This window comes from Flavobacterium inviolabile, from assembly GCF_013389455.1.
GTDB classification, from domain to species: Bacteria; Bacteroidota; Bacteroidia; order Flavobacteriales; family Flavobacteriaceae; genus Flavobacterium; species Flavobacterium inviolabile.
Window position 1 is genome coordinate 2970613 of the sequence record NZ_CP058278.1, and the last position, 26364, is coordinate 2996976.

Genomic DNA, 26364 nt, shown 5'->3' on the forward strand with positions numbered 1-26364 from the left:
AACCTCATATATCAAATATCAACCTTTATCTATGAATACGAATTTAGAATACTTCTAACCTCGTATATCAAATATCAACCTTAATTTATGATACTTCTAACTTCTAATATCATAAATCAATTGAAGCCCCTATTTCCAGCAGCATCAGATCTTTTCCTTTATTGAAAAACTTGCGGATGGATTCTTCGTGGTTGATTTCGATATAGCCGAACGTATCAAAATGATAGCCTAAAACCTTATCGCATTCCAGGAAATCCGATGCAATAATGGCATCTTCCACATCCATCGTAAAGTTACTGCCAATCGGTAAGATTGCCAGGTCTAGTTTGGTGCGCATCGGGATCAGCTTCATGTCCATTGTCAATGCGGTATCGCCGGCAATATAGATGTTTTTATGTTCGCCTTCAATGACAAATCCGCCCGGTTGTCCGCCGTAACTGCCGTCCGGGAAGGAACTGGTGTGTAAGGCAATTACATATTTTACGGTACCAAAATCAAATTTCCAGCTTCCGCCGTGATTCATCGGGTGATACGAAAATCCTTTATTGCCAAAATGACTGGCTATTTCATAGTTCGATACAATTACCGCATTCGTTCTTTTAGCAATGGCTTCCACGTCCAGAATATGATCGCTATGGGCATGTGTCAGCAGGATGTAATCCGCCTGAAGCGTATTAATATCAATATGTGCCGCTTTCGGGTTTCCGGTAATAAACGGGTCAACAAGAAGGTGTTTACCGCTGATCTCGATTCCTAAACAAGCGTGTCCGTAAAAAGTAATTTTCATAGTCGTGAGGTTAAAAGGTTAGTACTACAGATAATAAAACCGCAAAAAGGAAGGTGCTTAAAGCGACCTTTTTAAGTTCCGGATCCAATGCTCCGGGTTCTTTATTGGCGGCTACTGTTTTTAAATGTTTCAATAAGGGAATATAGGACAGTACAAACAGGTATTGTTTCCACTCAAAACCGGAAAGGTAGGCAAACAGCAATCCTAAAATCATGGCTGCTACCACTATAAACAGGTGGTAGTTTTTAGCATTTTGAGCACCAATTTTAACCACCAGTGTATTTTTTCCTGCTTTTATATCGGATTCCCGGTCTCTCATATTGTTCAGGTTTAGAACGGCAACACTCAACAGGCCAATCGCAACTGCCGGCAGCAAAAGCTTATAGTCAACCGCCTGTTCAAAAAGGAAGTTGGTTCCTAAAACACTTACCAGTCCGAAGAAGATAAAAACAAACAAATCGCCCAATCCTCTGTATCCGTAAGCCGATTTTCCAACGGTATATTTGATCGCCGCCGTGATCGCCGCTAATCCCAATACAAAAAAGAAAAGGGAAAAGCCAAAGTTATCTTTTCCGAAAGAAGCATAAATCAGCGCTACAGCAATAATCAGCGTAGCAACAGAAACGATTATGATCCCTTTTTTCATCTGTTCCGGCGTGATCGCTCCGCTCTGTATCGCACGCTGCGGTCCTACTCTGTCCTTGTTATCGGTACCTTTTACCCCGTCGCCATAGTCATTTGCAAAATTTGACAGCACCTGTAAGCCCAAAGTAGTTAAAAATGCTAATCCGAAAATCAGCCAGTAATTCGCGTTATCCGAATATTGTTTGTAAGCATAAAAAGTGCCCACTAATATTCCTGAAATGGAAAGCGGTAATGTTCTTAATCGTGCGGCTTCAAGCCATATTTTTGCATTCATTTTTTATTTTTTACAACTTATAATTTCTTTTTATTTACATCCAGTTTTTATCTGATGCTTCCACCTGGTACAGCCAGAGGTTAACCAGCTCTTTAATATGGGTATAATTTCCCAGATGGAACGACACATTACCACCGGCGGTATAAAGCGTTACGCTTCCGATATTCACACTTTTATGCCAAAATAGCTGACTGGTACTGATGGCCTGTATTTTGTGCGGTTCGATAATCTGATGTTCTATATCCCAGGCGCCCTGCTGACTGATTATAAAATTTTCTGTCACAAACAGGCGGCTGTTTCTAAAGCTGAAATACAGCAATATTCCCGTAAACGTAATGTATAGCGGTACAAAAATAAGATATTCCTGAATTGGTAGTATGGTATACCGGTCTAAGAAAAACAAAACCGTTAGCGGTAATACAATATAAAGAACCACAGCCACTATCAATCTTCTGTAATTGGGCAGTAATGCCACTCCTTTTTGGGGAATTTCCCGGAACAGCAAGGTTAGTATTTCATCGCGTTCCCGTTCATTACATCCCGGTATTTCAATTGCGGATTTGTCTTTTTCGTCATGCGCATCGGCATTACCGGAAGCCTGACGGATTTTTATGTTCAGTACATTCATTTTCTTTTGCAGAAAATTTCTGCTGGTGGTAACCAACTGTACTTTTTCCGGCCGGATAATGGTGTTTTTTGTATTCAGCAATCCGTAAGACAATAAAAGCGAGCGTCCCTGTTTGGCCATTTTAAAGTCAAAATACTTGATGATGGTTCTGCCAAGGTTGATAACCAGTAGTAATCCAAGCAGCATGACAATAAAAATAGTTGCCGAATACATCGCTAAACTTTCATCAATATAGTTATTGATCTGGTCGCCTTCTATTTCGTTGCTTTTGGTGAAGTTCTGAATGTTTTCATAAACCGTTCCGAAGAAGGCAATCAGTAATGCCAGGCTTCTAACGTAATTAGACGTCAGCCCTATTTTGACAAGGCTTAAAAAACTGATACTGATAAAAGGTTCCTTTTCCGGCAAAACAGGGGTTTCCTCACTTTCCTGTACCGTTTTTGCAGCGGTTTGTTCTCCTTTGAGTAATCTTGCTTTTAATGCCTGTGCCAGTTCTTCCGAAACCGCTTTTATGACCGCTTCTTTTTTCGCACTTCCGGCAGTATCCACATCCAGCGCATGCACACCTATTATTTTTTGTATAAAGGACTGGTTAATATTGACCTGCTGGATTTTGTTGAGCTGGATGGCGATCTTTGTTTTATTCAATACGCCTTTATTGATGATAAACTCTTCGTTTTCTTCATCAATATGAAAGGTAAAGTTCCGGTATTGCAGGTAGGCAAAAACACCGATCACCGCTATAATTCCCACAATACCCAGCACCACATATACTTTGTTTACCTCGTTAAATTTAAAAAGCCAGACAAGCAGTATCGGCCATAAACCCCTGATTATTTTTTGGAACGAATCGGTAAACATGACCAACACGCCAATAAGTGACTGTCTTTGCGGTTGGTTAAAGTTCATCTTCAGACGGCGTTATGGCAGTTGTTTCTTTAGTGGTATGATTCAATTTTGTCATCAGCAGTTGCTTGATGTTTTCGGCATGTTCTTTTTCAATTCCGGGAATATTAATATCGCTGTCTCCGCCACCGGCAGTAAAGATCTCAATAGCGGCCAGTCCCAGTTTTCCGGAAACGAATCCCTGATGTAAGGCAACGTGCTGCACTCTGCTGTATGGAATGATGATTGTTTTGGTGGCAATAACCCCGCTTCGGAACAATACATCATGCTGGCGGAAAGCAAATCCTTTTTTGCGGAAGCTCAACAGGGAAAAGAAGGTCACAATTGCTCCGAAAACCGCTATTCCGATTCCTGTTCCCAGCAATAATTCCCGGGAAACCAATTCCGGATTCACCACCAGCAATATCCCGGCTATCACTATTAAAACAAGTATAAAAACGGCAATATGCAGTATGATGACCTTTTTATAATCCGGATGCAACGCGGTAAACGGTACGGTTTCAAACCTGGGCAGTGTGGTGGTATCGATAGGGGTATTGGTAAATTGCTCCATTCTTGGGTCTGTATTTGTTATAAAACAATTGGCTTATGAAAATTCACAAGCCAATTCTAATGTTATTGCTTTTCACGCTGTTAAGGCAGCCATTTCTTTTCAAAGTTTGGCTTACGTTTTTCTAAGAACGCATCTCTTCCTTCTTTAGCTTCGTCTGTCATATAGGCCAAACGGGTCGCTTCACCGGCAAAAACCTGTTGCCCTACCATACCGTCATCGGTTAAGTTCATCGCAAATTTCAGCATTTTTATAGAGGTCGGCGATTTGGCTAAAATTTCCTGTGCCCATTCATAAGCGGTATCTTCCAGTTCGGCATGCGGGATTACCGCATTGACCATTCCCATTTCGAAAGCTTCCTGTGCCGAATAGTTGCGGCCTAAAAAGAAGATCTCACGGGCTTTTTTCTGACCAACCATTTTGGCAAGATATGCAGAACCGTAACCACCGTCAAAGCTGGTTACATCGGCATCCGTTTGTTTGAAAATAGCGTGTTCCTTACTGGCTAACGTTAAGTCGCAAACCACATGCAGACTGTGTCCGCCGCCAACAGCCCAACCCGGAACCACCGCGATAACGGCTTTCGGCATAAAACGGATTAAGCGTTGTACTTCTAATATATTTAAACGGTGCATGCCGTCATCGCCAACATATCCCTGATGACCTCTTGCTTTCTGGTCACCGCCGCTGCAAAATGAGTAAACACCGTCTTTAGAAGATGGTCCTTCTGCAGAAAGCAGCACTACTCCGATGGAAGTATCTTCCTGGGCATCATAAAATGCCTGGTATAATTCACTGGTTGTTTTAGGACGAAAAGCATTACGGACATCCGGACGATTAAAAGCGATACGCGCTACTCCATTGCATTTTTTATAGGTTATATCTTCGAATTCCCGAACTGTCTGCCAGTTTATTGTATTCATATTTTTAAATTTTACCGTAAAAATAAATCATTTTTTGCATTATCTTGCACTTCCAAAAAATTATAATGTAATGAAAAAAATTTTTGTTTCAGTAGCGTTCTTAGGGTTGATTTTTTCAGCACAGGCTCAAAAATATGAATTCCAAACAGTTACTGACTTAGAAGCTTTACCGGTAATCAGTCAGGGCAATAGCGGAACCTGCTGGAGTTTTTCGGCTTCGTCTTTTTTAGAGTCGGAAGTAATCCGTTTGACCGGAAAGAAAATTGACCTTTCGGAAATGTACCAGGTGCGCAACACCTATCCGAAAAAAGCGGAAAACTATGTAATGCGCCAGGGAAAAGCACAATTTGGAGAAGGCGGTTTAGCACATGATGTGATTAACAGTGTTGCCGAATACGGAATTGTTCCGAATGAGGCATTTACCGGATTAAACGGTACGTCAGACACCTATAATCACGCCGAAATGGTTGCCGTTATCGAAAGCATGCTAAAAACCTACGTTGACAATCCGGAAAAAAAACTTTCCCCAAACTGGAAAAAAGCCATCAGTGCCGTTTTAGACATCTATATAGGTAAGAATGTAACCGAGTTTACTTATGAAGGTAAAAAATATACGCCGAAGAGCTTTTTGGCAATGACCAAAATTAATCCTAAAGAGTATGTTACCATCACTTCTTTTACCCATGTACCCAATTACAGTACGTTTATTTTAAACGTGCCGGATAACTTTTCTAACGGAAGTTTTTACAACATGCCGTTGGATGAATTTATCAGCAATATCGACAATGCGCTGGCAACAGGTTATACCGTTGAATTGGATTGTGACGTAAGTGAGCCTACCTTCTCCGGAAAATACGGTGTTGCCGTGATCCCGGAAAACAGCGAGGATAACAAAACGATCTTAACAGAGATCAAACCGGAAAAAGCAATCACTCCGGAATTCCGTCAGGCAGAATTTGAAAACCTTTCTACCCAGGACGACCATTTAATGCACATTGTTGGAAAAGTAAAGGATCAGAAAGGGACTGTTTACTATAAAGTGAAAAATTCCTGGGGAACCGATGCCAGCAGAGTTGCCAATGGCGGTTATGTGTATATGAGCGTTCCTTATATGAAATTAAAAGCGATATCGGTAATGGTTCATAAAGATGCGCTTTTAAAAGACACTAAAAAGAAATTAGCCTTATAACAATAAATTGTTTCAAAAGTGAAATTTAGCCTGTATGTAATTACAGGCTTTTTTTATGTGTTGAAAATTTAACAGAAATTAATTCCTTTTAGGATTTTAAAAACAATTTGGGTTATTTATATTTGCCTTTACCAAAATTTTACAAGGAACACTTTTCAATGAAACTGACTAAATATATCCCCCTATTTTCTATATTATTAATATTATCGTGCAATAAAAAAGATAACTCCAGAAACTCCGATAACAGTACCAACGATACTGCGCTTTTAGCCGGTAATTTTGAGATCAAATTACCTAAAATCTCTGCCAAATATGCTTCTGACAATAAAGCTTATGTGGAGCGTTTTTACAACAAGCATTTTAACAGTAACGATTACAGCGGCGGTTTCCTTGTTGCCAAAAACGGGCAGATTATCTATGAAAACTACAGCGGATATGCCTATAAAGAGAAAAACGACAAAATAACGGCAGACACGCCTATCCATATTGCCTCCGTTAGTAAAATGCTAACAGCTGTTGCCGTATTAAAACTGGTTGACGAAGGGGAATTAAAACTGGACCAGACGGTAAAAAGTCTGCTACCGGCTTTCCCGTATGAAAAAACAACGGTAAGAATGCTTTTGAGCCACCGCAGCGGTTTGCGCAATTATGCTTATTTTACTGCCGATAAAGGGGTGTGGGATAAGAAAAAGACGCTGACAAATCAGGATGTACTGGATTTATTAGCGACCAAACCCATCGGTCTGGAATCACAGCCCAATACCCGTTTTGGCTATTGTAATACCAACTATGCCTTACTGGCTTTGATTATAGAAAAAGTAACCGGTAAAAGCTATCCGGTGGTGATGAAAGAAATGATTTTCGATCCGCTTGGCATGAAGCATACTTTTGTTTTTAATAATCTGGAGAAAAAAGATAATGTGAGCCAATCCTATAAAGGAAATTATTTGCGTCTTGCCTTTGAGTTCCTGGACCAGGTTTATGGCGATAAGAATATTTATTCCACCCCGCGTGATATTTTAAAATTTGACATCGCTACCTACAATGACGATTTCTTAAGCAAAGAAATGAAAGCCGAAATGTATAAAGGTTACAGCTATGAGCGTAAAGGAACCAAAAATTACGGTTTGGGTGTCCGTATGTATGAGTTTGAAACCGGTCAGAAATATTTCTTCCACAACGGCTGGTGGCACGGGAACACGTCTTCTCTGGTAACCCTTAGAAAAGACACCGTTTCCATTATTGCATTGTCGAACAAATACAGCAAAAAAACCTATCAGACTAAAAAATTAGCGCCGCATTTCGGGGATTATCCTTTCAAATTCAGCAAAGAAGAGATGGAGGAATAGTTTGGAGGTGTGATTTATGAGGTTAGATATTTGATTTATGAAATGTGATTTATGAGGTTTGAAGTTTGAAAAACGAACATATAAAAAAGGGAGAATGATTAACATCGTTCTCCCTTTTTCTTTTCAGGTCTTATCCTATTTTTACGGAAGTCATTGTTAAGGAACCGCCCACTGCCTTATCATTAAAAAAGCTTGTTTCGTCTTTACTGTCCTGTAATGCCAGTGTGTACAGCATCGGGTAATAATGATCCGGCGTTGGGATGGCTAATTTTGCCGACTTATCCAGTTTTTCATAATCAATCAGTGCTTTGTGGTTACCGTCGGTGATCTTGTTTTTAAAGATGGTATTCATTTCCACAGCCCAGTCATAGCCATATTCCGGCTCCGCCAGTTTATCCCAGGCGACCATGCGAAGGTTGTGCACCATATTACCGCTTCCGATAATCAGTACGCCTTTTTTACGCAGGCTCGCCAGTTGTTTCGCCAAGTCATAATGGTATTGCGGCGGTTTGTTATAATCGATACTCAGCTGCAAAACCGGGATATCCGCGTTGGGATACATGTGCCGTACAACGGTCCACGTGCCATGGTCCAAGCCCCAGTCGTGATCCAAACCAACATCGGTAGTGGTGATCAGGCCGGACGTTGCTTTCGCCAGTTCCGGATTTCCGGGTGCCGGATACTGCACATCGAATAATGCCTGTGGAAAACCACCAAAATCATGAATCGTTTTCGGATGGTTCATCGCAGTAATATGTGTACCTCTCGTTAACCAGTGTGCCGAAATAACAATCACGGCTTTCGGCTTCGGAATGTCCTGCCCCATTTTGGTCCAGGTGCGTGAAAATTCATTGTCTTCAATACCGTTCATCGGTGAACCGTGACCGATAAATAACACCGGAAGTTTTACATCTTCTTCTTTTAAATCCTGTGTCCAGTTGTAAAATGGATATAATGTTGCCATACCTGCTCCTCCAATTATAGTTTTAATAAAATCAAGTCTATTCATTACTATACAATATTTGTATATACAAATTTACAATAAAAGTCGAAATGATTCTTTAATTTTGTGATATTTAACATTTTATAGCCTATTCTGCTACTATCAAAAAGAGAAAATGAAAATATAATCCTTATATTTTTTAATTATCTTGTTTTAAACTCAAAAAGAAAGGGAATATTTAAGATTCTGTTGTTAATTCTTTAAAAAAAAGCCATAAATACTGCTTATTCTTATCTATTATTAGTCTAAATAAAATAATGATGGTATTTTTGCACCATATTAAGATATTTGATAGACGTGAGGTTTTTATACATTATACTACTGCTAGGCATTAATACGCTATATGCACAAAAACATATAACCGGACAGGTTCTGGATAAAGACACTAAAAAACCATTGCAAAGTGTATTCGTGCTGAACCCGGAAACGAATGACTGGGCCATTACAGACGATAACGGTTCATTTGAACTGCGTATGCCGGCTTCGAAAGATATTAGTATCAGTTTCAAACTGTTGGGTAAGCAGGAAATGACCGTTACCTACAAAAAAGAAAACTTAAACACCAAGCTTACCGTTTACCTTCAAAACCGTGACTTGCGACTGGATGAAGTGGTCGTAACGGCAAGAAAAGGAAAAAAATTCTCCGAGATCACTATCGGGAAAGAAGTAATCGAACAGGTACAGGCTTTCTCCCTTAATGAAGTACTGGAACAATTACCCGGCCAGGCAGTTACGAATTTTAATCTTAATGAGTTCAAACCAATTGCTTTCCGGACCGTTAAGCCATCCCTGGTAGCCAATGCTGCTTTTGGAAACAAATCGTTTGGTACAGCAATCGTTGTGGATGGTATTCCCATTTCGAACAATGAAAACATGCAGTCCTATTCCGGGAATTATGGTGTGCCGTTCTCACCGAACCAGTTAGGTTTTGGCGATCCCTCCTCTTCCTCCGGTTTTAACGGGTATTTTTCCAATGCCAATTTTGGTGCCGATTTAAGAGAAATTCCAGCCGATAATATTGAAAAGATCGAAGTGGTTCAGGGAGTTCCTTCTGCTAAATACGGGGATCTGACTTCCGGATTGATCAAAATTGAACAAAAAGCCGGAAAATCTCCTTACCGCGTGTACACTTCTTTAAGAGACGGTACTACCGAATATGGTTTTTCCAAAGGTTTTAAAGCCAGCGACAAGATCGGCTTTATCAATCTATCGGTAAATTATTTAAAATCGAACGCCGAGCCGAGAGTTTCCTATACCGAATACGAACGTATCACGACTAACTTAATGTGGAGCTGGGCGAGCAAAAACAAAAACATCCGCAACTCTTTTTCTGTTGATTATGGTTTTAACAACGATAATGTGAATTATGAAGAAGAAGACACCGATGATAAAATTGTAAAAAATAAAAAGAAAGACCTGTCTGTTTCCAACCGCTTCAAATGGAAGTTTAAGGATACGAGCTTTTTCGACAACCTGGATGTGAATTTTAATTTCAGATACAGTGATCAGTACACCTATGAGTCAAAGTTTGTGAACATTGGCGGTAGTATTGTAGGAACCAGTACGGAGGAAGGTGTTTATACCGGAACGTACACATTACCAAGTTATACTTCCGTAAAAGCCGTAGAAGGTATTCCGGTCTCTTCTTTCCTGTCTGCAGACTTATATAAGAGTTTTAACACCGGCGACTGGTCGCATTCGGTACTAATGGGTACTTCTTTCCGCACGAGTGACAACAAAGGCCGCGGGCGTTTGGGAAGCCCGGAAACGATGATCAGCACATTCGCTTCTACAAACGGTGGATCCGGACAAGGTTTCCGTCCGTATAACTATGGCGAAAATATCCGTGCCGAATATCAGTACTCCTTATATGCAGAAGACAACATTACCCGCAACTGGGAAAACAGTATTCTATACATAAACAGCGGTTTACGCTACGATAACCAATACGGTTTCTCCACTTTGGCTCCCCGAATCAACAGTTATTTTCAATATGATAACTTTAAAATCCGCGGCGGATTTGGTATCACTTCGAAAGCGCCTTCTTTAAACCAGATTTATACCGGACCAAGATATTATGATGCCGTTTTAGGAGATTATCGTTACCCGGGTTACTACAATTTAGGAATTGTTCAGACCTATATTGATTATTCCGATAACAAAGGTTTGAAGCCTACAAAGAGTATGCGTTCGGAATTAGGCTTTGATTATAAACTACCTTTCGGAAACCTGAACTTTACCGGTTTTTATAATAAGATGTATGATGGAATCACGAATGAAGGAATTCCGACTACCAGAGCCATGGCAAACCTGGACATACAGTTTAACGGAACCCAGACGCCAACCTATCAGGTAACAGGCTATACTCCTTTTTATTACCTGCAAAACAGATTGGTAAACAAAATGGAATCAAAAGATAAGGGTGTGGAATTCTTTATGAGTTTTGAAAAAACACCTTTTAAAAATGTCACGTTTGACATTCAGGGAAGCTATACGGAAACGGTGAACACCGATAACCGTGATTTCTATGAAAAGATTGCCGGCACAACGCCAAGAACGGAAAAATTTGCGATCCTGGCACCATATTCCGAGAATTATAAAAGTTTCCGTTTGGGCTCTAACATCAATTACCATTTACCTAAAATCGGATTGGTTATTGCGGTGCGAAGCGAACACTTTATCATTGAAAACAATACCTATAAAAGCGGTAACCGACTGTTGGGCTATATCGATGAAAACCTGAACCGGTTTATCATTCCGGAAGCCGAAAGAGATACCCACCCGTTATTAGGAGTACTGGTACAAAACTATCCGGAAAGAGACAGATCGCTGCAAAAAGTGTATCACAATTTCCATTTGCGGGTATCGAAAGACTTTAAAAACGGATTCCGTTTTTCATTCTATGCCAACAACTTCCTGGATTTAAAACAAACGGAAGATGTTATAGACAACGGCATTCCGACAAAAAGAACAAAATCCGATATGGTACAGTTATCGTTCGGAACCAAAATAGAATATCAATTTTAATAATTAATTATATATAACTTACATGAAAAAAATACTTCTATTACTTAGTGCGGCTCTAGCTTTTTCATCTTGTTCAGATGACGATTTCGGAGATGGAAATAATGGATTACAACCCGTTAATTTTTCGGTAAATCTTAAATATGATACAACAGCATTTAATGGTGAAGCAGTACAACAGGGTGCAGTTATTTTAACCAATACCAATACCGGAGATACATATACGGTACAATCCAATACCAGTGGTGTGGCTACCTTTAATGCGATCATCCCGGGAACCTACAACATTACGGCAACAAAAACACTGACCAGCGCTGAATTCAATACGCAGTTCGGTTATACTCCGGAAACGCCATCGGTTTTATTTAACGGCGCTCAGGAGCAGGTTATCGTAAACGCAAATGTAAGCGGTACCGAACTTAAACTAAAAACAATCCGAATTGGTGATCTGGTAATCAAACAAATCTACTATGCCGGTTCCCATGCACAACAGGGGGCTGTTTTCAGAGATCAGTTTATTGAGATCTACAACAACTCTAACGAGAAGATCTATGCAGACGGTTTGTGTATCGGTCAGCTTTACGGAAAAACATCCACTACTTCAGCTTCTTATACCCTGTCTAACGGACAGTTCGACTGGAGCAAGTCAATTGGAATGACTTCCGGATCTGCTGCCAATACAGACTATGTTTATGCTGACTATGTGATCAAAGTACCTGGAAACGGAACAGAATACCCGATTTTACCGGGAGAAAGTATTGTAATTGCCCAAACGGGAATCAACCATAAAGCGCCTTTAGTAGACAATAGCAATGAACCGTTAACGGTACAGAATCCTGATTTGACAGTCGATTTAAGCAATGCTGAATTTGAAGTATATTTAGGAGATTACAGATTATCACTTGGTGAAGAGGTTTATCGTTACGACATCCAAAACCCGGCTGTTAAAGATATGAATATCGCCTACTGGGGAAGACAAGGATACAGCAGCCCGAATAAAGATTTCTTAATGGACAACTTAGGAAGAGACAGTTTTGTAATTTTCCGTGAAGAAAATTTAAATGCTTACCCTAATTTTTCAGATCCTTCTGTAACAAACATTATCAATACAACTAAGTTTTTCATTCAGATTCCAAAGGTTAAAATCATTGACGGTGTAGAATTACAACACTACAACCCAAGCAGCCAGCGTCCGAAAATGTTACAGGCAGAAGTAGATGCTTCTTTCATTAACTGTGATGCTGCCTACAACTCTCAGGCGGTAATCAGAAAAACAAAAACTATCGTTAATGGTCGTAAAATCTTAGAAGATACCAACAATTCTTCTAACGATTTCATCAAACAAAAAGCAAATCCTAAAGGTTTTGCAAACTAGTCTGTAACCCGTTACAGCAGTTAAATCTTAAAACGTTTCTTATATTTTTAAGAACCATTATAATATGACTTCAAAAAAAGTAATATTCTATTTTATACTATTGGTGAGTTGTGCAGCAAATGCGCAGCTCACTGATAGTTTATCGGTACAACAGAATTTGTTTTACAACGATGTACAACAGCATTTTTGGAAAAACCCGTTATTCTATACCACCCAGCATTTAAATGATTTTACGCTGACTCAAATTGATTTCAGTCAGAAGAATCTGAATTTAAAACGCGTTCAAACGGCAGACAGAACCACACAATATAGTTTTTCTACTCAGGGAATCTATAATGTAAAACCGAGATTACGCCTTTTTGGCGGTTTTATATTCAATAAAATTGCCGAAAAAGGTCTGGGCTACAACTTCTCTACCCAGCGAACGGAAAACCAGAATGTTTTGTCTCCAAATTATTTTTTCGCCCCAAAAAAAGGAGACTGGGATATTCAGAATTATAATTTAGATGGCGGATTTGCTTATCAGTTTGACAGCAATATTCTTTTAGGAGCCAAAGCTTTCTATAAAAACGGAAAAAGTTACAGAACCATCGATCCGCGTCCGGAAATTCAGCAGAGTAACTATGGCGGAGAGCTGCAAACCGGTTACAATTTCAACAATAACAGTTTGTTTGTTAGCGCAGGTATTGCCAAAAAAACGGAAACATCAAACATCACTTACGTGAATGATGCCCAGAATGCTCCGGCCTATCCGGAAACATTCACCCGTTTTGCATCCGGTTATGGGCGGATCATTTTCAACTCCTCCTATAACAGGTATATTTTTAATACTATCGATAAAAACTTCGGTTTTGGCTATCAATACCAAAACAGCAGAAACAAGGTAAGCGCCACCTATAAATACAACAAATCCTTAGAAAGCTTTTATCGCAAAAATGCCCGTGGCTATGTGTATATCGATGATGAGCTGAAAATGTATATGTACAGGGTTATAGCACATACCGGAGAACTAAACTATTTCTATGACGGTGAAAAAGTCGATTATAAAGCCGCTTTTGGATATGAAAGACAAAAAGGCGATAATTTTTCAGTGATCGAAAACGGTCAGAATTACCGGATGAACCTGGATATTTTTACCTTCAGTAATGGCGTGATAAAGAAAGACAAGGATCGTGTTGTTTATGCTTTTGAACTGGGAGCCAACTATATCAAACATAAATATATCGACCTTTTGGGTAATACCGACAAACGATTGAACACGCTGGAAATCCAGACTTCTTTTAACAAAGACATACTGGCTAAGGAGAAAAACAAAATAAACCTGTCTGTTGGAGTGAAATATTATATGGCGCTGGATGAAAAATTAGTTTTTATTCCTATTTCTTCTTCCAACACTTCATTTGCAGACAATGTAATCCGACCGGATCAGGCTTTTGATGCGACTTCGAAATTACAATCGAATATTATGGCACAATACTTTTATAGTCTTTCAAAAACTAAAAAGTTACGTATTTTTGCCAATTATAACACACTGGTTGCTTTAGGGGATCAATACAAAACCTATACAACCGATTTTAATACCACAGAAAGCAGCTATTTTAATGGCGGAATCTCTATAATTTATTAGGCATGAAAAAGATTATTGGACTAACCTTCCTCAGTTTTTTATTCGTAGGCCTGGTTTCTTTACAAAACCATACAGACGATGAAAAATACTATTCCATATCTGAATTAAAAAAAATATACAGCGGCGGTGATATGACCAAATGGCCAAAAGCCAATGTGGACAGCACCGTTATCAATTTCCAGGATTTAGGAGTTTTGCCAAAAGTTCCCTTCCCTGCCGAAAATCCGTATTCTGAAGCAAAAAGAGAGTTGGGTAAAGTATTGTTCTTTGATCCGCGATTGTCAAAATCAGGACAAATTTCATGTGCTTCCTGCCACGATCCGGAATTGGGATGGGGCGACGGAAAAAGAGTTTCTCACGGTCACGACAGAACTCCGGGCAGCCGAAACTCAAAACCGATTATCAACGTGGCCTATTCCACCATCTTTTTCTGGGACGGACGGGCAGCCAGCCTGGAAGAACAGGCGAAATTCCCGATAGTCGATACCAAAGAGATGAACAATCACATGGATATTGCCGTAAAAACGATTAAAAAGATAAAAGGCTACCAGCCGCTTTTTAAAGAGGCTTTTGGTGATGAAAAAGTTACCGAAGAGAAGATCTTTAAAGCGATCGCTACTTTTGAACGTACGGTGGTGAGCCGCAAAAGCCGCTTTGACAAATTTATTGAAGGCGACAGTACGCAACTTTCCAATAAAGAAGTAGAAGGTTTACACCTTTTCAGAACCAAAGCAAGATGCATTAACTGCCACAATTCTGCTTTGTTTTCCGATAACCAGTTCCACAATGCAGGACTGACTTACTACGGCCGAAAATATGAAGATCTGGGCCGTTATAACATTACTAAGAATGCAGAAGATGTTGGGAAATTCCGTACGCCTTCTTTACGGGAAATAATGAAAACCGGGCCTTATATGCACAATGGTTTATTCCCGGAAATCAGAGGGGTGCTGAACCTGTACAATATGGGGATGCCGAATCTAAAACCAAAAGGCGAACAGGTAAACGATAAATTGTTTCCAAAAACGTCGCCTTTATTGCAAAAACTGGACTTAAACAAAGGAGAGCTTGATGCTTTAGAAGCTTTCCTGGGAAGCATAACTTCAGTAATTTACCGGGAACCGGCTCCGGAAAAATTACCACAATAAAAAAAGGGAGAACACTGTTCTCCCTTTTTTTATTTTACCAGATAAATTCCATCTTCTTTTATTTCAATGAGCTTTTGCTTATATAAAACACCAATCGCTTTTTTAAAGGTCTTTTTACTCATTTTAAGCACCGTTTTAATGTCTTCCGGATGACTGTCGTCATTTAACCGCAGAAAACCGCGGCTGGCTTTTAATTCATCCAGAATATACTGGGAACTCGGTTCTAATTTTTCAAATCCCAGTTTGGTAGCCGACACGTCAATTTTACCGTCAGGACGGATATTTTTGATATAGCCTACAATACGGTCGCCGGTTCTGAGATCGTCATAAACTTCGTTTTTATATAACAGTCCTTTGTGCTTTTCGTTAATGATCACATTGATTCCCACTTCTGTGATGTGCGAAATAATAAGATCTACTTCCTCACCTTTTTCAACCGTGATTTCTTCGTTGTTTAAAAACTGATTGGTTTTACTGGAACCCACCAAACGGTTTGTTTTTTCATCCAGATACATATACACCAGATACCGTTTTCCCTGCTCCATAGGACGCGCCTGTTCTTTAAACGGTACAAACAGATCCTTTTCCATGCCCCAATTCATAAAGGCACCGAATTTATTGGTATAGTTCACCCGCAGCAATGAAAATTCGTTTAAAAAGATATACGGTTCCAAAGTGGTGGCAATCGGACGTTCCTCATGGTCGAGATACACAAAAACAGCCAGCTCCTCACCTATTGCATAGGCTTTCGGAACATATTTATTCGGCAATAAAATATCTGTTGTTCCATCTGTCAGAAACAAACCGACTTTCGTTTCACGGTCAATTTTTAGTGTATTGTATTTCCCTATCTCAATCATTATATTCTGTAATAGAAATTTTATAAGCCACAAAGGTAAAAATAGAATTAGTTATTCAATATTTTAATGCCTGAAATATTATCATAATCGTTAAAATAAAAAGGCTCCGGGATGTTCCGGAGCCTTTTTATTCGTATTAGCGGAATCCGCTATTTGATAAATTCTATTTTTTGTACTTCTTCTGCATTAACGCTGTCAAAGAATCCCTGTTCGTTCATCCATTCATCGCTAAATACTTTACTCATATAGCGGGAACCGTGATCCGGGAAGATTACCACAACATTGCTGTTTTGGGTAAACTCGTTTTCTTCGGCAAATTGCTTGATGGCCTGCATTGCTGCTCCGGAAGTATATCCTACAAACAATCCTTCTTTTTTCGCAATCTCACGCGCCGTGTGGGCACTTTCCTCATCATTCACTTTCGTGAATTTGTCAATTGCTTCAAAATCGGTTGCAGACGGAATTAAATTCTTTCCTAAACCTTCGATTCTGTATGGATAGATTTCTTCGCTGTCGAACTCTTTTGTTTCGTGGTATTTTTTCAATACCGAACCAAAAGCATCCACACCAAGAACTCTGATATCCGGATTTTTTTCTTTCAGAAAGCGTGCTGTTCCGGAAATCGTTCCTCCGGTACCCGAACAGGCTACCAGGTGGGTTATTTTTCCGTTAGTCTGTTCCCAGATTTCCGGTCCGGTGGTATTGTAATGCGCATCTACATTCAGGTCATTAAAATACTGGTTTATATAAACCGATCCTTTGGTTTCTTCGTGCAAACGTTTTGCAACATTGTAGTAAGAACGGGGATCATCGGCAGAAACGTGAGCGGGACAAACATAAACTTTTGCTCCCATGGCGCGTAACATATCAATTTTATCTTTCGAAGATTTTGAACTCACGGCCAAAACACAATTATAACCTTTAATAATGCTTACCATTGCCAAGCTGAATCCTGTATTTCCGGATGTCGTTTCTATAATTGTATCACCCGGCTTTAAGATTCCTCTTTTTTCCGCTTCTTCAATTATATATACAGCGATTCTGTCTTTTGTGGAATGACCCGGATTGAAAGCTTCTACTTTAGCATAAAAATTACCTTCTAATCCTTCTGTAATTTTATTGAGCTTAATTAGGGGTGTATTTCCTATTAATTCCAATACATTATTATAGGCTTTTATGTCTTCTTTCATAAAATATAAATTAGTCGAGGTCGATATTACCTAAAGATTTAAGTAACCTCAGAACTCTGCAAATTTAACAAAAAAAATTTATCTACTTTTTAATTCCTTCTAAATCTAATAAAAAAGTATATTCTTTCGCTACTTCTTTAAGGGATTCAAAACGTCCGGAAGCACCTCCGTGACCGGCATCCATATTGGTATCCAGATACAACTGGCTGTCTCCTGCTTTCATAACCCGCAGTTTAGCAACCCATTTCGCCGGTTCCCAGTACTGAACCTGTGAATCATGAAGCCCGGTTGTGACCAATAAATTCGGATATTTTTGTTTTTTCACATTGTCATACGGCGAATAGGATAACATATAGTCATAATAGGTTTTATCGTTAGGATTACCCCATTCGTCATATTCTCCTGTTGTTAACGGAATCGTATCGTCTAACATCGTTGTCATCACGTCCACAAAAGGAACCTGTGCGATTACTCCGTTATACAGTTCCGGTGCCATATTTACAATAGCGCCCATTAACAGTCCTCCGGCAGAACCGCCTTCGGCATATAAGTGTTTGGCTGATGTATATTTACTGTCAATTACAAATTTTGAACAGTCGATAAAATCAGTAAATGTATTTTTCTTTTTAAGCAGTTTTCCGTTTTCATACCACTCTCTTCCCAGGTCTTCACCACCTCTGATGTGTGCAATGCCATAAATGAATCCTCTGTCCAGCAGGCTTAAACGAATCGAGGAGAAATAAGGATCCATAGAAGCACCATAGGAACCGTAAGCATATAACAGGAACGGATTGCTGCCGTCTTTTTTAATTCCTTTTCTGTAAACAATGGAAATAGGCACTTTAGTACCATCCTGAGCCGTTGCCCAGGCGCGTTCTTCGATATAATTGTTTTTATCGAACTTACCGCCTAAAACTTCCTGCTCTTTACGGACAACCTTTTCCTTAGTCTTCATGTTGAAGTCAATAACCGATGATGGTGTCGCCATTGACTGATAGCCGTAACGAAGCACATCTGTATTGAAGTCTACATTGGTCGTGGTATAAGCCGTATAGGTTTCGCTTTCAAAAGGCAGGTAATACTCCCCTTTTCCGCTCCACGGCATGATTCTGATTTTATTAAGTCCGTTAGATCGCTCGGATACTACCAGATAATCTTTAAAGATTTCGATATCTTCCAGTAAAACGTCTTTGCGATGCGGAATCAGGTCTTTCCAGTTTTCTTTACCGGTAGCCGATTCCGGCGTTTTCATCAGTTTAAAATTGGTTGCTTTATCTTTATTGGTAACCACATAGAAACTATCGCCATAATGCGAAATACTGTACTCCAGACCTCTTGTTCTCGGCTGGAATACTTTAAACTCGCCATCAGGGCTGTCTGCTCTAAGTATGCTGAACTCGGAAGTCAGCGTACTTGTAGAACCGATAACAATGTATTTTTTTGATTTTTCTTTATAGACAAAAACAGAGAATGTATCGTCTTTTTCATTGAAAACGACTTTATCATCCGTAGGTTCAGAACCTAATTTGTGTTTGTAAATTTTATCGGAACGAAGTGTTACCAGATCTTTACGGGTATAGAACAAGGTTTTGTTGTCACTTGCCCATGTGGAACCACCGGTTGTTTTCTCTAATTTTACCGGAAGGATCTCTCCGGTTTCAAGGTTTTTAATCTGGATGGTATATTCTCTTCGGGATACCGTATCCACTCCAAAAGCACACCATTTGTTGTCTTCACTGATGCTGATGCCGCTCAACTGAAAATAAGCATGTCCTTTGGCCATCTCATTACAGTCAAACAAAATTTCTTCTTTAGCGTCTAAAGATCCTTTTTTTCGGGCATGTATCGGGTAATCTTTTCCTTTTTCATAGCGGGTTATATAGTAATACCCATTATAAAGATACGGAACGGAGCTGTCGTCTTCCTTAACTCTTGACTTCATCTCTTTAAACAAATCCTCCTGGAATTGTTTTGTATGTGCTGTCATTTGCTGATAGTACTCGTTCTCTTTTTTCAGATAATCGATTACCTCAGGGTTTTCTCTTTCATTTAACCAATAATAATTATCTGTTCTGATATCTCCGTGCTTCTCCAATTGCTTGGGTTTAACAGCGGCTTTAGGCGGCGTTATTTTTTCTACCATATTCGGTTTTTTATTTTGTGCGTTTCCCGTTACAAAAATAAGACAAACACAGCTCAAAATAATTTGATTTTTCATTTAGTTTTTTTTACTAATCACTCTGCAATTTAATAATTTTGCAGTAACATTAACTATTAATTTTATTAACATGTTTGGAGACATAATGGGTATGATGGGGAAACTTAAAGAAACCCAGCAGAAAATTGAAGAGACTAAAAAACGTTTGGATACGGTTTTAATAGATGAGCAAAGTAATGACGGGCTTTTAAAGGTAACTTTAACGGCTAACCGCAAAATAAAATCGATACAGGTTGACGATGCTTTATTAGAAGATAAAGAGCAATTGGAAGACTATTTGGTACTTGTTATTAACAAAGCTATCGAAAAAGCAACAAATGTAAATGAGGCAGAATTGGGTGCTGTGGCAAAAGACGGCATGCCTAATATTCCGGGAATGGACTTATTTAAGTAATTTCCAACAGGATAAACATAAAATAAAAAAGGCAGATTGTACAATCTGCCTTTTTTATTTTATAGTAATGGTGCTTTTTATTTATACGCGCTTTCTTTTTTGAAATGTACCGTTAATAAGTAATACACAACCGCTCTGTATTTGTTTTTATTGGAACGGCCGTACTTTTCGATTACGATATCGATACCTTTATCCAGATCCGGACCGTCTTTTAATCCTAATTTTTTAATTAAGAAGTTATTCTTAACAGTAGCCAGCTCCGTTTCGGAAGTTCCGGAAACCGTCGAAGAATCCGCATTGTAAATGGACGGACCGCAACCGATGGTTACTTTTGTTAATAAATCCATGTTGGGAGTTACGCCACACTTCTCTTTTAAATCCGCTGCGTATTTTGCAATTAATTCATCTCTTTTACTCATAATATAAATTATTTTGTGTTATATAAATGATTTACTCTCTTTCAAATTTAACAAAATAAAACCAAAACAAGCCCCATTTCAAAACTATTTTCTCGAATTCTATGTTAAGTTTTTGAAATATTCCAATAATACACTGTCATTTACTGTTGTTGGCGTATGAATTTCAAACAGTACAGGCTGCGAATTTTCCTGTAAGACTTCCGGAAGCACCATTTCTAGTGCCTCAAGGTCTGTAGCCTGATAATATTTAAAATGATACATTGAAGCCAGTTGCTCCGCCGTAAAGTTATGGGTGGTTTCAAAAAAGGTATTGAATACTTCCGTTTCCTGATGTCCGGGTAAAATCCTGAAAATACCACCGCCCTGATTGTTGATCAGAATGATTTTAAAATTTTTAGGGATATAGGCATTCCAAAGTGCATTACTGTCATAAAAGAAGCTGATATCTCCGGTAATCAGGATGTTTTCTTTCATACTGGCAACAGCTGCTCCAATGGCTGTAGTGGTACTGCCGTCGATTCCGCTGGTGCCGCGGTTGCAAAAAACCTCGATAGACGGGTCGATAGCAAACAATTGTGCATAACGGATAGCCGAACTGTTGCTGATTTGCAGCTGGCTGTTTTGCGGTAATGCCGGCAGTATCGTTTCAAATACTTTAAAATCGCTGTACGGAATCCGGGCACTATACTCCCGATGTTTGACTTCCCGCAAGGCTTTAAGCGCTACGGCATTTTCCAGGTAATCACTGGCAACCGCTGCTGTACCCGGTAAAAATCCGTTAAAAAACGTATTGGGTGTGCATTCAAAATGTCTGGTCAGGCTGCCAAAAGTATCGTAAGCCCTTAAAGTATCGATATGCCAGTGGGCTTCCGGTTTGTATTTTCGTAAAAAGGCTTTTACCCTTTTGGAAACAACCATACCGCCAATGGTAATTAAAATTTCAGGCTGAAACGCTTTAAAATCATCTTCTGAAAACGGAGTAATAATGGTATCGATATTGCCGATAAAATGAGGATGATGCAAATTCGATGTTGCTTCTTTCATCACCACTACTGAAGCATCAGCCGCAAGCCGGGCAATAATAGTCTGATCGATACTGTCCGGGTCATTGACACCAACTAAAATCAGTTTCTTTTTAGCCTTGTTCCATTGCTCCGTATAAGGTTTTAAATCCGGGAGCTGTTCCGGGAGCAGTACCGGAGGCAAAACCTGTGTTGTTACCGTAGCCACCTCAACCGTTTCATATAAAGGTTCTTCAAAAGGCGCATTGATATGAACCGGACCTCTTTTAACAATAGCCTGATTGATGGCTTCATTAATTTCCAGATCATTTGCTTCCGAAGCTTCCTCGGTAAGATTGGCACTGTACAGTATATGGTTTGCATAAACATTACGCTGGCGAATGGTCTGTCCGTCGCCAATATCAATTTTTGAAGTAGGACGGTCCGCCGATATGATAACAATAGGCAACTGGCTGTAAAACGCTTCCGCAACTGCCGGATAATAGTTTAGCAGTGCCGAGCCCGAAGTGCAAACCACGGCAACCGGACGCTTTAACTGCTGCGCCATACCCACTGCCATAAAAGCAGCACAGCGTTCATCGGCAATACTATAACAGTTAAATTCTTTATTTCCGACAAACCCTATTGTTAAAGGTGCATTTCTGGAACCCGGAGAGATGATAATATCAAGTAATCCTTTGGCTTTACAAATTTCAATAATACTTTGTGCCAAAGGTATTTTAGGATACGACATTTTATATTTGAAGTTTAAATTGAGCGTCTCAAAAACGCAAAACAAATTTAGTGTTCTATTATCAATTTCTTTCAAAAAAAGTGTGAAACTTTATATCTTTGATGGTATAAACACAGCCATGAATATATCCATCAGACCCTTTACAGACAGCGATTTGCCGTATGTCCTTGAAATCATAAATCATGAAATCAAAAACAGTGTTTCCATATACGATTATGAACCCAGAACACTACAGGAACAGGAAATCATCATACAGGACAAAAGAAAATACGATTTTCCTTTCCTGGTAGCGGTTATAAACGATGTGGCTGTAGGTTTTGGTACCTATGGTTTTTTCCGCTTTAAAGAGGGCTATAAATACACTGTTGAACATTCTATCTATATCGATCAGCAGCATACCGGAAAAGGTATCGGAAAACTATTATTGGCCGAATTGATCGCGATAGCCAAAGCACAAAACAAACATACCATGATCGGAGTCATCGATACGGAAAATACCGGAAGTATTCTGTTTCACCAAAAATCCGGATTTGAAATGGCAGGCATCTTAAAGGAGAATGCCTATAAATTTGACCGGTGGCTGGATACCGCATTTCTACAGTTAATGTTATAAAAAAAGCTCCCGTTGCGGGAGCTTTTCTTTCTTGTTTTTATCGTAATTAACCTTTAATCCAGTTCACTACTTCCGGGCTGTCCGGTAATGTTTTCGGGTGGATTACCTTAACCAGCTGTCCTTTTTCATTAATCAGGTATTTCTGAAAATTCCATTCCACCTGGCTGTCTTCCAGACCGTTTTTCGCTTTTTCGGTCAGGAAATGGTATAACGGATGCATGTCCTCCCCTTTTACGGATATTTTTTCCATCATTGGAAAAGTCACACCGTAATTTTTAGAACAGAACGTAGCGATCTCTTTATTGCTTCCCGGTTCCTGAGCGCCAAAATTATTGGCCGGAAATCCGATAATCACGAAATTCTTGTTTTTATATTCCGTGTACAGCTTTTGCAATTGCTCGTATTGTGGTGTCAATCCGCATTCTGACGCGGTATTTACGACCATCACTTTTTTCCCTTTCAGGGACGCAAAATCAAAAGTTTTACCTTCGATATCTTTTACTTTAAACTGGTAAATGTTTTCGGTGTTCATCGTAGTCATTTTTTCGGTTGAAAGTGGTTTGTCTTTATGCTGCGCCTGATTCTGGAAACTGAACAAAAAGAGTGCACAACACGTTAATATTACTTTTTTCATGGTTGATTTTTTCCAAAATTAATCATTTTATTATTTCGCAAATACTAAACAAATCATAATTATTCTGCCGGATTTTTACTAAAAAGCAGCACGGAATAAGCTACTCCGGTTACCCATCATCAACAGGCCGGTTAACCGCACTGAGAGGCCATTTTTTTCAATATTGCCCACTGTTTCAGGGCTTTTCTGGCTTCAACCGCCGGATAGCCCAATACCGTTATTCCAGCTTCCACATCGCCGGTTACTCCGGAACCTGCTCCCACTACGGCACCATCTTTAATGGTAACATGGTCTTTTATCGAGGCACTGCCGCCAATAATCACACCATTGCCCAATGTTACGGAACCTGCCAGACCGCTATTGCCGGCCATGATACAGAATTTCCCCAACACACTGTTATGCCCTATCTGTACTAAATTATCTATTTTGCAGCCATCACCAATAATGGTTGAACTGAACTTCCCTCTGTCTACACAGGAACCGGAGCCAATTTCGACACCATTGCCAATAACTACATTTCCGATTTGCGGAATTTTTACCAAACCACGCTCCGGACAGGCTCTGAAACCAAAACCGTCTGCTCCTATAGTCGCATTGGGATGCAGAATACAGCAAGCGCCAATATGACAACGCTCGCGGACAACCACTCCCGACCATATAATGGTTTGAGCACCAATGGTACATTCATCCAGAATGGTTACATTAGGATAAATCGTAACATTCTTACCAATAACAACGCCGGCACCAATATAGCAACCTGCCCCGACCTTTACTCCTTCTTCAAGAATGGCATCCGGGTGGATAACCGCTGTATCATGTATCGGATTGTCAAAAACCGGAGCCGATTTTGCAAAAAGCTCCAATACCTGCGACATGGCTAAATCGGCATTCTGAACTTTAATAAAAACACGGTTCTCACCGGGCTCAATAGAAATTTCATTATTGACCACCGCTACAGAAGCTTTGGAAGCCATCCAGAATTTTTCATATTTTTTATGTCCGATAAACGATATCTGATTTTGATCAGCCAGTTCCAACTGTTCGGGTGAGGAAATACTATGAGTGGTATCGCCTATGATACTTCCCCGAAGTACTGCATTGATTTCTTGTACGGAGTACGATTTCATAATTTGGAAAAATTAAATCTGCTTGTGCAGAATAGTAAAACAAATACTACATATTACTGTTTTCCAAATTAAATAAGTATAAGAGGAAGTCAATATTATCTGTGTGTATAACGCGTAAAGATATATTTTATTATAAAGGATTCACTATAATTTCTAAATTATTGCAATAAAAAGAACAAATCATTATCAATTATTTAAAATTTACCATTTCTTAATAGTAATTTTATTACTGATCGTAACCGTTACTGATTTACATTTCTTATAGACTTCTCCTGATAGCCATCCCTTTACAGCAGCAGCTTATCGTCCTTCCTGTGGGTTGTAAATTAAAAGTGTTTCCGGAAACAGACAAAGTACATTTTTCTATTCCCGGAAACACTTTTGTAGTTTTCGTTATATTCAGCCGGCGTTTAAATGTGCTGGTCCAGCAGCACAACATTGCCATCCGGATCCATTACCATCAGGCTGGCCGGTCCGGAAGTGTTTTCATCGGCTTCTGCCATTAACGCAATATTTTTGCTCTTTAGCTGTTTCTGAATAACGCGGATATCATCAAATTGTTCCATCGTATTCGCATTTTCATCCCAACCCGGGTTAAAGGTTAAAATATTACCTTCAAACATGCCCTGAAACAAACCGATCAGTGCATTCTCATTTTTCATGATAAGGTATTTTTTCTCCAGATCTCCGGCAAAAACCTTAAATCCCAGTTCTTCATAAAATTGTTTGGAAACAGTAATGTCTTTTACACTAAGACTCATTGAAAAGGCTCCTAATTTCATATCTTTATTTTTTAATGTTTATCACTAGTCTGTTATTCAAAAAATGGCATGATCCTATAGCTTCTTCATTATAACACATAGCTAATATAGGTTTTTTCCAAATCTACAGATGCTTGTGTAGCTGTTTTATCCGAATCTTCCTGTAGCAGTATTTTATCCTCATAAAAGCTCATCCGGTTATAATGTACCGGTGTTATTATTTTATTTTCAGAATCGACGATTCCCCATTTTCCGCCTTCAACAAACCAGGTTCCGTTATCATCCTGCACCTGCTCCAGATAGGTCATGGCGCCTCCTTTGTTCACCACAAAAACCTGTTCGTTTCTGGTACCGTAAATCCAGTCGTACTCAAATGGAATTTTAATTTTATGACCGTATCCATAACACCCCATTTCCCGCCGGTTAGTATATAATAATTTATAACCGACCGGAATTTATGTTCGTCTTCCGGTGTGTGCATTTCAAAATTGTCGCCTTTATAAAGAATATAATCCTTATTGTGGATACTGATCCATCCGTATCGGGCCGGTAGCTGCTGTTCCAGGTTAGCGTCAATCAAACCGAATTCTCCCGTCATTTCATTTTTGGGATCAAAATAAAAGGCATCAAAATCACTATCCGCTTCACTAAACAGATAATAATCCTGATTGCTGAAATAATCAAACCAGATGTATGAATAATGCAGCTCTTTTAAAAAGGAACCGTTTTTATCAAAACAATAATAAATGGTGTCCTTACTTTTAAAAAGCTCCTTTCTGCAAAAAAAGATACCGGTATTATTCCTGTAAATAATCTCTGCATAATCCGCCGGAATGATTGTTTCCAGGTCGTTCGAAAGAATACCAAAGGTGTTGTTACGCCTTACCTTATAATGATCGGCTGTCTTTTCGTAACCATCAAAATCGGAAAGGTTTTGTTTTTTGTTATCCATCTTAGCGGTTAAA

The 26364-nt window shown here is 39.3% G+C and carries 24 protein-coding genes and 1 pseudogene; 8 read left to right on the forward strand and 17 right to left on the reverse strand.

Annotated elements, in window-relative coordinates; genetic code table 11:
• Positions 1–109: 109 nt before the first annotated feature.
• The 5 genes from HW120_RS13290 to HW120_RS13310 form a co-directional block, all read right to left on the reverse strand.
• Positions 110–787 carry a metal-dependent hydrolase gene (locus HW120_RS13290; RefSeq protein ID WP_177734573.1) on the reverse strand — a complete coding sequence of 226 codons (678 nt, stop codon included), beginning with the start codon at positions 785–787 and terminating at the stop codon, positions 110–112.
• Between the two features lie 10 nt (positions 788–797).
• Positions 798–1706 carry a 1,4-dihydroxy-2-naphthoate octaprenyltransferase gene (gene menA / locus HW120_RS13295; RefSeq protein ID WP_177734574.1) on the reverse strand — a complete coding sequence of 303 codons (909 nt, stop codon included), beginning with the start codon at positions 1704–1706 and terminating at the stop codon, positions 798–800.
• A 34-nt stretch (positions 1707–1740) separates the two neighbouring features.
• Positions 1741–3243 (reverse strand): PH domain-containing protein, encoded by a 1503-nt coding sequence (locus tag HW120_RS13300; RefSeq protein WP_246296989.1) that lies wholly within the window; start codon positions 3241–3243, stop codon positions 1741–1743.
• Entirely contained in the window at positions 3233–3793 is a 561-nt protein-coding gene (locus tag HW120_RS13305) for a PH domain-containing protein (protein WP_177734575.1), read from the reverse strand. The genes HW120_RS13300 and HW120_RS13305 overlap by 11 nt, the downstream gene beginning before the upstream one ends.
• An 80-nt stretch (positions 3794–3873) precedes the next feature.
• Positions 3874–4713 carry a 1,4-dihydroxy-2-naphthoyl-CoA synthase gene (locus tag HW120_RS13310; protein WP_177734576.1) on the reverse strand — a complete coding sequence of 280 codons (840 nt, stop codon included), beginning with the start codon at positions 4711–4713 and terminating at the stop codon, positions 3874–3876.
• A gap of 70 nt (positions 4714–4783) precedes the next feature.
• Between HW120_RS13310 and HW120_RS13315 the strand changes: the two genes are divergently transcribed.
• Positions 4784–5902, forward strand: coding sequence for a C1 family peptidase (locus HW120_RS13315; protein WP_177734577.1), 1119 nt, complete (start codon positions 4784–4786; stop codon positions 5900–5902).
• A gap of 158 nt (positions 5903–6060) precedes the next feature.
• Positions 6061–7251, forward strand: a complete 1191-nt coding sequence (locus tag HW120_RS13320) for a serine hydrolase domain-containing protein (RefSeq protein ID WP_177734578.1) — start codon at positions 6061–6063, stop codon at positions 7249–7251.
• A 130-nt stretch (positions 7252–7381) separates the two neighbouring features.
• Here HW120_RS13320 and ygiD read toward each other — a convergent pair whose 3' ends face one another.
• Positions 7382–8215, reverse strand: a complete 834-nt coding sequence (gene ygiD / locus HW120_RS13325; RefSeq protein ID WP_218618754.1) for a 4,5-DOPA-extradiol-dioxygenase — start codon at positions 8213–8215, stop codon at positions 7382–7384.
• A 336-nt stretch (positions 8216–8551) separates the two neighbouring features.
• Between ygiD and HW120_RS13330 the strand changes: the two genes are divergently transcribed.
• From HW120_RS13330 to HW120_RS13345, 4 genes are all read left to right on the forward strand, one after another.
• Positions 8552–11281 (forward strand): TonB-dependent receptor, encoded by a 2730-nt coding sequence (locus HW120_RS13330; RefSeq protein ID WP_177734580.1) that lies wholly within the window; start codon positions 8552–8554, stop codon positions 11279–11281.
• Positions 11282–11303: 22 nt separating this feature from the next.
• Positions 11304–12653, forward strand: a complete 1350-nt coding sequence (locus HW120_RS13335; RefSeq protein ID WP_177734581.1) for a DUF4876 domain-containing protein — start codon at positions 11304–11306, stop codon at positions 12651–12653.
• A 64-nt stretch (positions 12654–12717) separates the two neighbouring features.
• The gene (locus HW120_RS13340; RefSeq protein ID WP_177734582.1) at positions 12718–14280 is read left to right on the forward strand and encodes a DUF6850 family outer membrane beta-barrel protein; all 1563 of its coding nucleotides are present in this window, start codon (positions 12718–12720) and stop codon (positions 14278–14280) included.
• 2 nt (positions 14281–14282) lie between these two features.
• Positions 14283–15428 carry a cytochrome-c peroxidase gene (locus tag HW120_RS13345; RefSeq protein ID WP_177734583.1) on the forward strand — a complete coding sequence of 382 codons (1146 nt, stop codon included), beginning with the start codon at positions 14283–14285 and terminating at the stop codon, positions 15426–15428.
• A 29-nt stretch (positions 15429–15457) separates the two neighbouring features.
• On the opposite strand, the gene HW120_RS13350 is transcribed toward HW120_RS13345, so the two are convergent.
• The 3 genes from HW120_RS13350 to HW120_RS13360 all read right to left on the reverse strand — a co-directional run bounded on the left by HW120_RS13350 (position 15458) and on the right by HW120_RS13360 (position 19621).
• Positions 15458–16288, reverse strand: coding sequence for a CvfB family protein (locus tag HW120_RS13350; protein ID WP_177734584.1), 831 nt, complete (start codon positions 16286–16288; stop codon positions 15458–15460).
• Between the two features lie 149 nt (positions 16289–16437).
• Positions 16438–17478 carry a PLP-dependent cysteine synthase family protein gene (locus HW120_RS13355; protein ID WP_177734585.1) on the reverse strand — a complete coding sequence of 347 codons (1041 nt, stop codon included), beginning with the start codon at positions 17476–17478 and terminating at the stop codon, positions 16438–16440.
• Between the two features lie 82 nt (positions 17479–17560).
• Positions 17561–19621, reverse strand: coding sequence for a S9 family peptidase (locus HW120_RS13360; RefSeq protein ID WP_394353023.1), 2061 nt, complete (start codon positions 19619–19621; stop codon positions 17561–17563).
• Positions 19622–19766: 145 nt separating this feature from the next.
• Here HW120_RS13360 and HW120_RS13365 point away from each other — a divergent pair, with 145 nt between their 5' ends.
• Complete coding sequence (locus HW120_RS13365) at positions 19767–20090, forward strand: YbaB/EbfC family nucleoid-associated protein (RefSeq protein ID WP_177734587.1); 324 nt, start codon at positions 19767–19769, stop codon at positions 20088–20090.
• Between the two features lie 77 nt (positions 20091–20167).
• On the opposite strand, the gene HW120_RS13370 is transcribed toward HW120_RS13365, so the two are convergent.
• The 3 genes and pseudogenes from HW120_RS13370 to menD form a co-directional block, all read right to left on the reverse strand.
• A complete protein-coding gene (locus HW120_RS13370) occupies positions 20168–20509 on the reverse strand; it encodes a DUF2853 family protein (RefSeq protein WP_177734588.1) in 342 nt (113 codons plus the stop codon).
• A gap of 99 nt (positions 20510–20608) precedes the next feature.
• Positions 20609–21073 carry a thiamine pyrophosphate-dependent enzyme gene (locus HW120_RS17860; RefSeq protein ID WP_394353046.1) on the reverse strand — a complete coding sequence of 155 codons (465 nt, stop codon included), beginning with the start codon at positions 21071–21073 and terminating at the stop codon, positions 20609–20611.
• Positions 21050–22264 (reverse strand): annotated as a pseudogene (gene menD, locus HW120_RS13375) (2-succinyl-5-enolpyruvyl-6-hydroxy-3-cyclohexene-1-carboxylic-acid synthase); the annotation flags it as partial. The pseudogene menD and the gene HW120_RS17860, both read right to left, overlap by 24 nt.
• Before the next feature lie 118 nt (positions 22265–22382).
• Between menD and HW120_RS13380 the strand changes: the two are divergent.
• Positions 22383–22877, forward strand: coding sequence for a GNAT family N-acetyltransferase (locus HW120_RS13380; protein WP_177734590.1), 495 nt, complete (start codon positions 22383–22385; stop codon positions 22875–22877).
• A gap of 46 nt (positions 22878–22923) precedes the next feature.
• Here HW120_RS13380 and HW120_RS13385 read toward each other — a convergent pair whose 3' ends face one another.
• The 5 genes from HW120_RS13385 to HW120_RS13405 form a co-directional block, all read right to left on the reverse strand.
• Positions 22924–23511, reverse strand: coding sequence for a glutathione peroxidase (locus HW120_RS13385; protein ID WP_177734591.1), 588 nt, complete (start codon positions 23509–23511; stop codon positions 22924–22926).
• A gap of 131 nt (positions 23512–23642) precedes the next feature.
• Positions 23643–24638, reverse strand: coding sequence for a UDP-3-O-(3-hydroxymyristoyl)glucosamine N-acyltransferase (gene lpxD / locus HW120_RS13390; protein ID WP_177734592.1), 996 nt, complete (start codon positions 24636–24638; stop codon positions 23643–23645).
• A 410-nt stretch (positions 24639–25048) separates the two neighbouring features.
• Positions 25049–25420: a VOC family protein gene (locus tag HW120_RS13395; protein ID WP_177734593.1), complete on the reverse strand. Its 372-nt coding sequence runs from the start codon at positions 25418–25420 to the stop codon at positions 25049–25051.
• 68 nt (positions 25421–25488) lie between these two features.
• On the reverse strand, positions 25489–25812 hold the full coding sequence (locus HW120_RS13400) for a WG repeat-containing protein (protein WP_394353024.1): 324 nt from the start codon (positions 25810–25812) through the stop codon (positions 25489–25491).
• Complete coding sequence (locus tag HW120_RS13405; RefSeq protein WP_177734595.1) at positions 25722–26351, reverse strand: hypothetical protein; 630 nt, start codon at positions 26349–26351, stop codon at positions 25722–25724. The genes HW120_RS13400 and HW120_RS13405 overlap by 91 nt, the downstream gene beginning before the upstream one ends.
• Between the last annotated feature and the right edge of the window lie 13 nt (positions 26352–26364).

Coding starts and splice junctions, on each gene's coding strand:
- HW120_RS13290 (WP_177734573.1), bottom strand. CDS start 787: ATGAAAATTACTTTTTACGGACACGCTTGTTTAGGAATCGAGATCAGC.
- menA (WP_177734574.1), bottom strand. CDS start 1,706: ATGAATGCAAAAATATGGCTTGAAGCCGCACGATTAAGAACATTACCG.
- HW120_RS13300 (WP_246296989.1), bottom strand. CDS start 3,243: ATGAACTTTAACCAACCGCAAAGACAGTCACTTATTGGCGTGTTGGTC.
- HW120_RS13305 (WP_177734575.1), bottom strand. CDS start 3,793: ATGGAGCAATTTACCAATACCCCTATCGATACCACCACACTGCCCAGG.
- HW120_RS13310 (WP_177734576.1), bottom strand. CDS start 4,713: ATGAATACAATAAACTGGCAGACAGTTCGGGAATTCGAAGATATAACC.
- HW120_RS13315 (WP_177734577.1), top strand. CDS start 4,784: ATGAAAAAAATTTTTGTTTCAGTAGCGTTCTTAGGGTTGATTTTTTCA.
- HW120_RS13320 (WP_177734578.1), top strand. CDS start 6,061: ATGAAACTGACTAAATATATCCCCCTATTTTCTATATTATTAATATTA.
- ygiD (WP_218618754.1), bottom strand. CDS start 8,215: ATGGCAACATTATATCCATTTTACAACTGGACACAGGATTTAAAAGAA.
- HW120_RS13335 (WP_177734581.1), top strand. CDS start 11,304: ATGAAAAAAATACTTCTATTACTTAGTGCGGCTCTAGCTTTTTCATCT.
- HW120_RS13340 (WP_177734582.1), top strand. CDS start 12,718: ATGACTTCAAAAAAAGTAATATTCTATTTTATACTATTGGTGAGTTGT.
- HW120_RS13345 (WP_177734583.1), top strand. CDS start 14,283: ATGAAAAAGATTATTGGACTAACCTTCCTCAGTTTTTTATTCGTAGGC.
- HW120_RS13350 (WP_177734584.1), bottom strand. CDS start 16,288: ATGATTGAGATAGGGAAATACAATACACTAAAAATTGACCGTGAAACG.
- HW120_RS13355 (WP_177734585.1), bottom strand. CDS start 17,478: ATGAAAGAAGACATAAAAGCCTATAATAATGTATTGGAATTAATAGGA.
- HW120_RS13360 (WP_394353023.1), bottom strand. CDS start 19,621: ATGGTAGAAAAAATAACGCCGCCTAAAGCCGCTGTTAAACCCAAGCAA.
- HW120_RS13365 (WP_177734587.1), top strand. CDS start 19,767: ATGTTTGGAGACATAATGGGTATGATGGGGAAACTTAAAGAAACCCAG.
- HW120_RS13370 (WP_177734588.1), bottom strand. CDS start 20,509: ATGAGTAAAAGAGATGAATTAATTGCAAAATACGCAGCGGATTTAAAA.
- HW120_RS13380 (WP_177734590.1), top strand. CDS start 22,383: ATGAATATATCCATCAGACCCTTTACAGACAGCGATTTGCCGTATGTC.
- HW120_RS13385 (WP_177734591.1), bottom strand. CDS start 23,511: ATGAAAAAAGTAATATTAACGTGTTGTGCACTCTTTTTGTTCAGTTTC.
- lpxD (WP_177734592.1), bottom strand. CDS start 24,638: ATGAAATCGTACTCCGTACAAGAAATCAATGCAGTACTTCGGGGAAGT.
- HW120_RS13395 (WP_177734593.1), bottom strand. CDS start 25,420: ATGAAATTAGGAGCCTTTTCAATGAGTCTTAGTGTAAAAGACATTACT.
- HW120_RS13400 (WP_394353024.1), bottom strand. CDS start 25,812: ATGGGGTGTTATGGATACGGTCATAAAATTAAAATTCCATTTGAGTAC.
- HW120_RS13405 (WP_177734595.1), bottom strand. CDS start 26,351: ATGGATAACAAAAAACAAAACCTTTCCGATTTTGATGGTTACGAAAAG.